We start from the raw sequence: 9,619 nt of genomic DNA on the forward strand, positions 1-9,619 counted from the left end.
CCGATGGCTTCATCACCATCCCCGGCGGCGTCGGCACGATGGACGAATTGTGGGAGGCGATAAGCTGGGCCCAACTCGGCTATCATGAAAAGCCGGTTGGGCTCCTAAACGTTGCAGGCTTTTACGACCAATTGGTGGCCTTCAACCGGCACATGGTCGATGTCGGCTTCATCCGTCCGCAACATGCGGGCATCATGATTGTCGATGAAACCATGGAAGGCTTGCTCGCAAAAATGGCGAGCTATGAGCCGCACAAGAGCATCTTCCAGATGAAGGCCGAGGATTTGTGAAGTGGCAACGCCGCATTATAGCCCCTCCCCTTCAGGGGAGGGGTTGGGGTGGGGCTGCTGACGATACGGAATTTGTGCGGCAGCTATATTCCCGCGCGGTAGAAATGCGTCGCAACCCGACACCTTTTGAGGTGATCGTTTGGAAATATCTCAGTCGATCACAGCTTTCGGGCAACAAGTTTAGACGTCAGCATGTGATCGTGCCATTTATCGTCGATTTCTTCTGTCCCCGTAAAGGCTTGGCTGTAGAAATCGATGGATGGACACATGAGCACGAAAGGGACCGTGCCCGCGATGCCCAACTGACTCAGGCTGGCATAACTACGCTGCATTTTACGAATGAAGATGTTGGAAAGAACATCGAAGGTGTTGTGGCTTCCATTCAGCATGCTCTTGATTGCACACGTGATCGCTGGGACGAGCAGCCCCACCCCAACCCCTCCCCTGAAGGGGAGGGGCTTTGACGCACGATCGCCCCGCTCTCGTCGCCTATGCCCGCGACAGCATCGCTCGCGGGTCGAAATCCTTTGCCGCCGCCAGCAAGCTGTTTGACCGCACAACTAGAGAGCGTGTCTGGCTGCTCTACGCCTGGTGCCGCAAATGCGACGATATGGCCGACGGGCAGGATCATGGCGGAGAGATGGAGGCGATTGCTGATCCTTCTGCCCGGTTGCAGACGATCCGTGAACTGACGGCCCAAGCTGTGAACGGCGCAACTACCGGCGAACCAGCCTTTGATTGCCTGGGCATTGTTGCACGGGAATGCGGGCTGACGCAAAAGATGGCGGACGACGTGATTGAAGGCTTTGCGCTCGATACCATCGGCTGGCAGCCCCGGCACGAAAACGATCTGTACCGCTATTGTTTCCATGTTGCGGGCGCCGTTGGCGTGATGATGGCTGTCGTGATGGGCGTATCACCCGATGATGAGGAAACACTAGACCGTGCCTGTGATCTTGGCCTTGCCTTCCAGCTTGCCAATATCGCGCGCGACATTGCCGAGGATGGAAGGGCAGGACGCTGCTACATCCCGGACGACTGGCTGGCCCAATTGGACCTCGAACCCGGCGAGCATCTGCGCCCGCACAACCGCAAAAAACTGGCTCTTATTGGCCGCTGGCTGGCCGATGAAGCCGGACAATATGAGGCTTCGGCCCGCGTCGGCGCGGCCCGCCTGCCCTTCCGCGCACGCTGGGCCGTGCTTTCGGCAGCGGGCATCTATGGCGACATTGCCCGCAAGGTACGCATCGCAGGCGAGCATGCCTGGGACGGTCGGATTTTCACCTCGCGTGGCGAAAAACTGCGCTGGGTCGCGAAGGCTTTTGGCGATGCAATAACGAACCGGCCTGCGCCCATCGATCGCGAGGGGCTGTGGACAAGAAGCAAATAAACGTCGCCCCGGCGAAGGCCGGGGCCGCTGCAGGTTTGCTCAACCGTTAAGGGTCGTATAAAGATCATCCCAATTCGGATTAGCCTCTGAAATAGCCCACAGTTTCCAGACCCGCTTCCAAAGCTTCATTTGCTTTTCACGATTGATTGCCCCTTCAATGTCGCCATGCGGCTCCATCCAGACCAATCGCGTCAGACCCCATCGGCGACAGAATTGTGAACCGCGACCTTCTCTGTGGGCCGCTACGCGCGCAACAAGATCGGCGGTCACTCCAATATAGACAACGCCAAAGGGTTTATTGGTCATGATATAGACGTAGCCACCTTGCATGGCCGCTCTCCAGATCACCACCCTGATTGAGACGACGACAAGCTATCAGCGAAAGCTCAAACTTCAAGCGGCCCCTGCCTTCGCAGGGGCGACGTTTATGCCAAAAGTGCTACCGCCCGATCCCTTAACCGCTCCACCGCTGCATCATGTATCCCCGGCGCGCAACAGATCAGCCCGAAATCAAGCGGTTCGCGTTTATTATAGCGGATCGGCTGACCCGTTGCGTTGGTGACGGTAGCCCCCGCTTCCTCGGCAATCAGATGCGCCGCCGCGATGTCCCATTCATGGCCCCAGCGCAACGTCGCGACTAGGTCTGCCCGGTCGCATGCCACCATCGTCATCCGCATCGCGATGCTGTTCGGCTTATGCACCATTTCCAGATCGCGGTCGGCCTTGGGCAAGGCGTCGGTCGGCACGCGCGCGCCGACAAATTCCTCTCTGCTGCTAGCAAATAATCGCTTGCTATTGCAGGTCGTCCCTTCACCTTTGTGCGCAACCCATAACTGATTGGTTACAGGCGCATACATCGCTGCGAAGACGGCCTCACTACCTTCAACCAAGGCCACCGACACGCACCAGCCACTGCGCCCGCGAATATAATCGCGCGTGCCGTCGATCGGATCAACCAGCCACTGGCGCGACATCGACAGGCGGTCGGGATGGTCGACGGTTTCTTCGGATAACCAGCCGATATTGGGGGCCAGAGCGCCCAGCCGCTGCTTGAGCAAGGCATCGACCGCAAGGTCCGTCTCGCTCACCGGATGGCCCTTGCTTTTCTCCCAAACACCGGTGGCGGGGGCAGCCCCTTCGCGCCATGCCGCGAGCGCGAGGTCACCCGCCTCGCAGACTGCTTTTATCGCCGCATCGCGATCAGGCACTCGCCACCATCATGCCATCGACGCGGAGCGTAGGGACATTGGTCGAGCGGATGAATTCAAGGTCGTTGGCGGGCGTTAATGCGCGGAACATGTCTTTCAGATTTCCGGCGATGGTGAATTCGCTGACCGGGCCGGTGATTTCTCCCTTTTCGATCAGGAAACCGGCGGCGCCTCGGCTGTAGTCGCCGGTCACAATATTCACGCCCTGCCCTGATAATTCATGCACATAAACACCATAATCGATATCGGAAATCAGGTCGGCTACCGACAAGGTACCGCCTTCAAGGTGCAGGTTCGACGGGCTGGTACCGGGCGCGCCGCTTCCGCCACGGCTAGCATGTCCCGTGGGTTTCAAACCCAGCTGGCGCGCAGCGGCGCTTTCCATCATCCAGCCGGTGAGCACACCCTTGTCGATGACTGCGGTACGCGCTGTTGGCAGCCCCTCTCCATCGAACGCCCGACTGCCAAGGCCGCGCGGGCGCAACGGATCGTCAATGATACTGATCGCGCTGTCGAAAAGCGCGTCACCAAGTGCATCGAGCAGGAAGCTTGTTTTGCGCGCAATCATGCTGCCGCCAATCGCCCCCATCAGATGCCCGACCAGCGAACCACCAATGCGCGGATCGAAGACGACGGGCAAGGTTCCGCTCTTGATCGCGCCGGGATTGACACGGCGCACCGCGCGCTCCCCTGCCCGCTTGCCGATGGCTTCAGCACTGTCGAGGTCGACGCGGTGGCGCGCCGAGCGCCAGTCATAGTCGCGCTCCTTGGCATCGCCTTCGCCTGCAAGGACGCTGGCCGAAACGCCATAACCCGAGGCATGATTGGCACCGGCAAAGCCATGGCTGGTCGCAAGTGCAAAGATCGAGCGGCCTGCACTGGCGCCAGCCCCCTCGCTATTGGTCACGCCCTTGACGGCGCGCGCGGCATCTTCGCAGGCCAGAGCCACCTCACGCAGCGATTGTGGATCGGGATCCAGACCGTCGTCGCTCTGAACATCTGGGATGGCGCCCTTCAGCAGCATGTCTTGCGGTGCCAGCCCTGCATAGGGATCCTCGGGAGCCTCACGCGCCATATCGAGCGCACGGTTTACCAGCCCCCTCAGTACCTCGGGGTTCATGCTTGAGGAGGAAATGGTGGCCGAGCGCTGGCCGAGGAAAACGCGCAGGCCAATTTCCTCACCTTCCGACCGCACGACATCTTCCAGCGCGCCCAGACGCACCTGGACTTCGGTAGAGGCATCGCAGTGATAGACGGCATCGGCGGCGTCAGCGCCTGCCTTTTTGGCTTGTTCGACGAGATTTACAGCGCGATCGAGCGCTTCATTGGGTGTCAGCATCCATCCCGCTTAGGCGCGGGCGGGAATAGCGTCAATTGCGGCTTAAAATGCTGTTGAACAGAGCTTGAAGAAAAGCATCAGCACCACCGGTATGCCGATTGCGCCAATCCACAATTTCGCCTCGTCGAATTTCAACTGGCTTTCCAGTTCGCCAGAGCCATTGGCATCCAGCGATTGCCAGCGGCGTTCGATATTGCGGCAAACAGGAATGACTGCACCAACCAGCGCAACAAGCGCGAGATAGGGCCATATGGCCATGCCTTTGGTTTCAAGTTCGGGGGAGACAATGAAGATCAGGAGAAGCGTATAAACGACCAGCGCATAAGCGATGTGGGTACTCATGCGTTTCGCACAGCTGAAACGAGAACGCGAATGCTGCACCGAGTGCGCTTTGGCCATTACATCTCTCCCCTGTAATCTCTCCATTAACGAGATTGTCACCAAAGTGACTTGAAGTCAAAGGGGTTTACCAACCCCGTCAGGGCAGACCTAACAGCTTGTGATTCTGGAGAGAAAGTCGCCATTTCGGGTTTTTCGAAACAAATTCGATGGCGGATTTGCGGTTCGAATCATTCACGCCCGAATCACCGCTGTCCATCGGCTGGATCAGGAAATTGTCGAAGCCCCAGCTTTCCATTGCCGAGGTATCAATGCAAGGCTGTGGCCAGACCAGCTTGAGCTCATTGCCCTGCCGCTGGACGACCGCGCTGCTTGCCTTGGGGCTGATGCATACCCAGTCGATGCCAGGATGCACGGGAAGCGTGCCGTTGCTTTCGATCGCGATCGTAAAGCCATGATTGTGCAAGGCATCGACTATTGCGTCGTCGACCTGCAGCATCGGCTCGCCACCAGTCATCACGACATAGCGGTGTTCGGCCCCCTCGCCCCAAAGTTCGGTTACCTTGGCAGCCAGCGCCTCAGCTTCATACCGCCCGCCATTTTCGCCATCCATGCCGACAAAATCGGTATCGCAGAACTGGCAAATCGCAGAGGATCGGTCCTCCTCACGACCTGTCCACAAATTGCATCCGGCAAAGCGCAGGAATACCGCCCGTCGTCCGGCGTGCACCCCCTCACCTTGCAAGGTCAGGAAGATTTCCTTGACCGCGTAACTCATGCGTAAACCGTGGGGTCTGGCAGGCCCGCATCGATAAAGCCCTTGGCGCGCAGACGACAGCTGTCACATTTCCCGCAGGCCTTATTGTCGGGCGTTGGGTCGTAGCAGGTCCAGCTCATCCCCGCATCGAGGCCCAGCCGGTGCGCTTCGCGCGCGATGTCGGCCTTGGTCATGTGCTGCAGCGGGGTATGCACAGTGAAGCGATCACCCTCTACGCCAGCTTTGGTCGCCAGATTTGCCATATCCTCAAATGCGCGGATGAATTCGGGGCGGCAATCGGGATAGCCCGAATAATCGAGCGCATTGACGCCGATGAACAGATCACGTGCGCCGCGTGCTTCGGCAAGGCCGAGGCACAGCGACAGAAAAATCGTGTTGCGCGCCGGAACATAGGTCACCGGGATAGCGCTTTCGTCAACGCCATCTTTCGGCACGTTGATATCGGCCGTCAGGGCGGATCCGCCAAATCGGCGCAGATCAAGCGGCAACACTATATGTTCAGCAGCACCGAGATGCGCAGCGATGCGCGCGGCGCTTTCCAACTCGATCCGGTGGCGCTGGTTATAGTCGATGGTCAGCGCATGGATCGCATAGCCTGCCTCACGGGCAAGCCCGGCAACGACCATCGAGTCGAGACCGCCCGATAACAGGACGACTGCGGATTTGACTTTAGACGACATTTTTTGGGGCAACTCTCACACGGGGAGAGGAAAATGGCGCACCCAGAACGATTCGAACGTCCGACCCCCAGATTCGTAGTCTGGTGCTCTATCCAGCTGAGCTATGGGTGCGTGGAGGCGTGCCAATAGGCCCGCGCTCCGGGATTCGCAAGCCCTAATTTGCCTTCATTTCTCGAGCAATTTGGCGCTGACCGTGCGGCACTTCGATTTGCGACGTATTGCGTCGATTTGTTCTAATTCGCTTGGATCGGACAGTAAAATGCGGATCAAGGCAATCCCTCTGTCATAACCAAGCTCGACTGCTTCATAGCCGGCGGGGGCCTTTTGTCCTTTGCGCAGCAATGCCAGTCGCGCCGTTTTGCCACCTGTATCGCGGTCACTTCGCACGGCAGCGACATCGGTGCGCGCGTCGAAAATGCTGATCGACCAATAGTGTTCGGGAACCGGCTCGACATCGACCAGCACAACCCCTTGCGAAAGGTCGAACACGCACGAAGAATAGACAAGGTCTGGGCTAGGCCGCACGATGGGCTGGCGATCGGCCGTTGCCATGGGCCCAAAGGCAAAGACATTTGCACGGCCATTGCCATCTACATTGCCGATCCGCTTCATAGCAGCCGACATCAGCACATAAGGCGTTGCCACCAGCGTGCCTTGCCAGGCAATGGCAGCAGCGGCGAGCCCGGCGAGCAGCGGGAGGAGCCAGTTGCGGATCATGCGCAGGTCTCCTTCTTGATGGAGGGCAGCTTTGCCTTGGCCGGATCATTGAGCAGCGCGCTTTGCGGATGATAGGTGCGCAGAGTCAGGTCGAATTGCGGCGTCCGCCCTGTTGGCAGCCAGACGCCATCGACAGATTGTGGGGAAACGGTGAATGACCAGTTGCCGTTTGCATCGCGTTCAGGCGCATTGCCTCCAACCGACCAGCGGTTCGCGGTATTCTTCACCAGCCAGCCTTCACCCTTATAGAGTGTGATACTCCACCAGCGCGCGTCGAGTTCTCCGCCGCTGACCGTGTAGGTGCATCGCCCGTCAAGAGACTTACCCTCACTGTCGGTGCGGGCGATGAAATACATCGCCTCCTTCGCCGGCAGCGCCAGCAGGCCGAACAGCGCTACACGTGCCCGCGTCAATGCAGAGGCGTCAGCCGTTCCCTGATCGGTGTTGGCGCTCCAGGGCCCGTTGGTCACCTGCCGACCCATATCGGCACCGCGCACCTGATGGACAGCATAGGCTGTGCCCCCCGCTAGCCCCAACAGGATGCACAACGAATAGCGTAACCATGGTTTCATGAAGCCCCTCCCTAAAGGAAGAGACTAAACGAAGCTCAAGCCTTGCGCAACGCCGCCTGCGCCGCTGCCAGCCGCGCGATTGGTACGCGATAGGGAGAAGCGCTGACATAATCGAGGCCGGTCTGCTCGCAGAAAGCGATAGAGGCGGGGTCGCCGCCATGTTCGCCGCAAATGCCAAGCTTGATGTCAGGCCTCGTCTTGCGGCCCTTGGTTGCGGCGATCTCGATCAACTGGCCGACGCCCTCGACATCGAGCGACACGAACGGATCGGTCGCGTAAATGCCTTTGTCGACATAATGGATCAGGAAGCGCGCCGCATCGTCGCGGGAAACGCCCAGCGTGGTTTGCGTCAGGTCGTTGGTCCCGAAGCTGAAGAACGCCCCAACCTCTGCGATTTCGTCGGCCATCAGGGCAGCGCGCGGCAGTTCGATCATCGTGCCCACCAGATAGTCGATGCGCTTGCCCTGCTCGGCAAAGACCGCTTCGGCGGCCTTGTCGACCACTTCCTTCATAAGTTCCAGCTCGCGGCGCGTGCCGACCAGCGGGATCATGATTTCCGGGACAGGTGCAGTGGGAAGCGCACAGGCCGCCTCAAAGATCGCCCGTGCCTGCATCTCATAGATTTCAGGGTAAGTGACGCCCAAGCGGCAGCCGCGATGGCCAAGCATCGGGTTGAACTCGTGCAGCTCGGAAGCCCGCTGCTTCAGCACCTCGATACCCACGCCCGCCGCCTCGGCAACCTCGGCGAAATCGCTTTCCTGTGTCGGCAGGAATTCGTGCAGCGGCGGGTCGAGCAGGCGAATGGTAACGGGAAGTCCCGCCATCACCTCGAAGATCGCGACAAAATCCTTGCGCTGTTCGGGAAGCAGCTTGTCGAGCGCGGCGCGGCGGCCCTTTTCATCATCGGCAAGGATCATCTGGCGCACGGCCGTGATGCGGGCAGCGTCGAAGAACATATGTTCGGTGCGGCAAAGCCCGATGCCCTCTGCCCCGAAATCGCGCGCGGTCTGCGCATCAAGCGGGGTTTCGGCATTGGCGCGTACCTTCATCCGGCGCGAACCATCGGCCCATTCCATCAGCGTACCGAAATCGCCAACCAGTTCGGGTTGCAGCGTGGGGACGGCCCCGGCCATCACTTCGCCGGTTGCACCATCGATGGTGATGACATCACCTTCGCGGAGCGCACGGCCCGAGACGCGTAGCACCTTCGCAGCATTGTCGATTGCCAAGCTGCCCGCGCCCGAGACGCAAGGGCGGCCCATGCCGCGCGCGACCACCGCCGCGTGGCTGGTCATGCCGCCACGTGCGGTCAAAATGCCGCGCGCCGCGTGCATGCCGTGAATGTCTTCAGGGCTGGTTTCGACGCGAACGAGAATCACCGCCTCACCGCGATCATTCCATTTCTCCGCCGTGTCGGCATCAAACACGATCTTACCCGAAGCCGCCCCCGGTGAAGCCGGAAGGCCCTTGGTCAACACATCGCGCGGAGCTAGCGGATCAAGCGTCGGGTGGAGCAACTGGTCAAGCGCCATCGGGTCGACGCGCAGCACCGCTTCCTCACGGGTAATCAGCCCCTCTGCCGCCATATCGACTGCAATTTTGAGCGCAGCCTTGGCGGTGCGCTTGCCCGAACGGGTCTGCAGCATCCACAGCTTGCCGCGTTCGACGGTGAACTCGATGTCCTGCATGTCGCGATAATGCCGCTCAAGCGTGTCGAAGACCGCTGCCAGCTCGGCATAGGCCTCGGGCATTGCTTCTTCCATGCTGAGCGGCTTGGCACCTGCCGCCGCGCGCGCTGTCTTGGTCAGATATTGCGGTGTGCGGATACCGGCGACGACATCTTCCCCCTGCGCGTTGATCAGATATTCGCCATAATAGGCATTTTCGCCAGTCGCCGGGTCGCGGGTGAAGGCAACGCCCGTCGCCGAGGTGTCACCCATATTGCCAAACACCATCGCCTGCACATTGACCGCGGTTCCCCAGTCACCGGGGATGGAGTTCAAGCGGCGATAGACCTTGGCACGATCCGATTCCCAGCTGGCGAAGACCGCGCCGACCGCGCCCCACAGCTGCTCGTTCACATCCTGCGGGAAAGGCTTGCCCCATTCGGCCTCGACCAACTTCTTATATTCGGCGACCAGTTCAATCAGGTCGTTGGCTTCGAGTTCGGTATCGAGGAAATAGCCGCGATCTTCCTTGGCAATTTCCAGCGCATCCTCGAACGCATGGTGATCAAGGCCGAGCACGACATCGGCATACATCTGGATGAAGCGGCGATAGCTGTCCCATGCAAAGCGCGCGTCGCC

Annotated in this window: 12 protein-coding genes and 1 tRNA gene; 3 read left to right on the plus strand and 10 right to left on the minus strand. The window is 59.8% G+C overall.

Going from position 1 to position 9,619, the window contains the following annotated elements:
* From PKC81_RS13495 to PKC81_RS13505, 3 genes are all read left to right on the plus strand, one after another.
* The coding region (locus PKC81_RS13495) for an LOG family protein (RefSeq protein ID WP_324336952.1) at positions 1-290 on the plus strand (290 nt) is incomplete at its 5' end.
* Between the two features lie 74 nt (positions 291-364).
* Entirely contained in the window at positions 365-754 is a 390-nt protein-coding gene (locus PKC81_RS13500) for an endonuclease domain-containing protein (protein WP_324336973.1), read from the plus strand.
* Complete coding sequence (locus tag PKC81_RS13505; protein WP_324336954.1) at positions 751-1,680, plus strand: phytoene/squalene synthase family protein; 930 nt, start codon at positions 751-753, stop codon at positions 1,678-1,680. The genes PKC81_RS13500 and PKC81_RS13505 overlap by 4 nt, the downstream gene beginning before the upstream one ends.
* Positions 1,681-1,719: 39 nt before the next feature.
* Here the strand turns inward: PKC81_RS13505 and PKC81_RS13510 are convergent, their stop codons facing one another.
* The 10 genes from PKC81_RS13510 to ppdK all read right to left on the minus strand — a co-directional run.
* Positions 1,720-2,010, minus strand: a complete 291-nt coding sequence (locus tag PKC81_RS13510; protein WP_324336956.1) for a GIY-YIG nuclease family protein — start codon at positions 2,008-2,010, stop codon at positions 1,720-1,722.
* A 95-nt stretch (positions 2,011-2,105) separates the two neighbouring features.
* Positions 2,106-2,888 (minus strand): 3'(2'),5'-bisphosphate nucleotidase CysQ, encoded by a 783-nt coding sequence (locus PKC81_RS13515; protein ID WP_324336958.1) that lies wholly within the window; start codon positions 2,886-2,888, stop codon positions 2,106-2,108.
* Positions 2,881-4,227 carry a TldD/PmbA family protein gene (locus PKC81_RS13520; RefSeq protein WP_324336960.1) on the minus strand — a complete coding sequence of 449 codons (1,347 nt, stop codon included), beginning with the start codon at positions 4,225-4,227 and terminating at the stop codon, positions 2,881-2,883. The genes PKC81_RS13515 and PKC81_RS13520 overlap by 8 nt, the downstream gene beginning before the upstream one ends.
* A 42-nt stretch (positions 4,228-4,269) precedes the next feature.
* Positions 4,270-4,569 carry a hypothetical protein gene (locus PKC81_RS13525; protein WP_324336962.1) on the minus strand — a complete coding sequence of 100 codons (300 nt, stop codon included), beginning with the start codon at positions 4,567-4,569 and terminating at the stop codon, positions 4,270-4,272.
* Positions 4,570-4,705: 136 nt separating this feature from the next.
* On the minus strand, positions 4,706-5,344 hold the full coding sequence (gene queE / locus PKC81_RS13530) for a 7-carboxy-7-deazaguanine synthase (RefSeq protein WP_324336964.1): 639 nt from the start codon (positions 5,342-5,344) through the stop codon (positions 4,706-4,708).
* Complete coding sequence (gene queC / locus PKC81_RS13535; RefSeq protein ID WP_324336966.1) at positions 5,341-6,024, minus strand: 7-cyano-7-deazaguanine synthase QueC; 684 nt, start codon at positions 6,022-6,024, stop codon at positions 5,341-5,343. The genes queE and queC overlap by 4 nt, the downstream gene beginning before the upstream one ends.
* Positions 6,025-6,058: 34 nt before the next feature.
* Positions 6,059-6,135 (minus strand) — tRNA-Arg (locus PKC81_RS13540).
* 54 nt (positions 6,136-6,189) lie between these two features.
* On the minus strand, positions 6,190-6,741 hold the full coding sequence (locus PKC81_RS13545) for a DUF1254 domain-containing protein (protein WP_324336968.1): 552 nt from the start codon (positions 6,739-6,741) through the stop codon (positions 6,190-6,192).
* Positions 6,738-7,313: a DUF1214 domain-containing protein gene (locus tag PKC81_RS13550; RefSeq protein WP_324336970.1), complete on the minus strand. Its 576-nt coding sequence runs from the start codon at positions 7,311-7,313 to the stop codon at positions 6,738-6,740. Before PKC81_RS13550 ends, PKC81_RS13545 begins: the two co-directional genes overlap by 4 nt.
* A gap of 35 nt (positions 7,314-7,348) precedes the next feature.
* Positions 7,349-9,619 (minus strand): pyruvate, phosphate dikinase (gene ppdK / locus PKC81_RS13555; protein WP_324336971.1); only part of this gene is annotated, 2,271 nt, incomplete at its 5' end.

The sequence above is a fragment of the Sphingorhabdus sp. genome (genome assembly GCF_035329025.1).
GTDB lineage: Bacteria > Pseudomonadota > Alphaproteobacteria > Sphingomonadales > Sphingomonadaceae > Sphingorhabdus_B.

Bases quoted from the DNA above. Each gene is read 5' to 3' on its own strand.
- PKC81_RS13510 (WP_324336956.1), bottom strand. From the start codon at position 2,010: ATGCAAGGTGGCTACGTCTATATCATGACCAATAAACCCTTTGGCGTT.
- PKC81_RS13520 (WP_324336960.1), bottom strand. From the start codon at position 4,227: ATGCTGACACCCAATGAAGCGCTCGATCGCGCTGTAAATCTCGTCGAA.
- PKC81_RS13525 (WP_324336962.1), bottom strand. From the start codon at position 4,569: ATGAGTACCCACATCGCTTATGCGCTGGTCGTTTATACGCTTCTCCTG.
- queE (WP_324336964.1), bottom strand. From the start codon at position 5,344: ATGAGTTACGCGGTCAAGGAAATCTTCCTGACCTTGCAAGGTGAGGGG.
- queC (WP_324336966.1), bottom strand. From the start codon at position 6,024: ATGTCGTCTAAAGTCAAATCCGCAGTCGTCCTGTTATCGGGCGGTCTC.
- PKC81_RS13545 (WP_324336968.1), bottom strand. From the start codon at position 6,741: ATGATCCGCAACTGGCTCCTCCCGCTGCTCGCCGGGCTCGCCGCTGCT.
- PKC81_RS13550 (WP_324336970.1), bottom strand. From the start codon at position 7,313: ATGAAACCATGGTTACGCTATTCGTTGTGCATCCTGTTGGGGCTAGCG.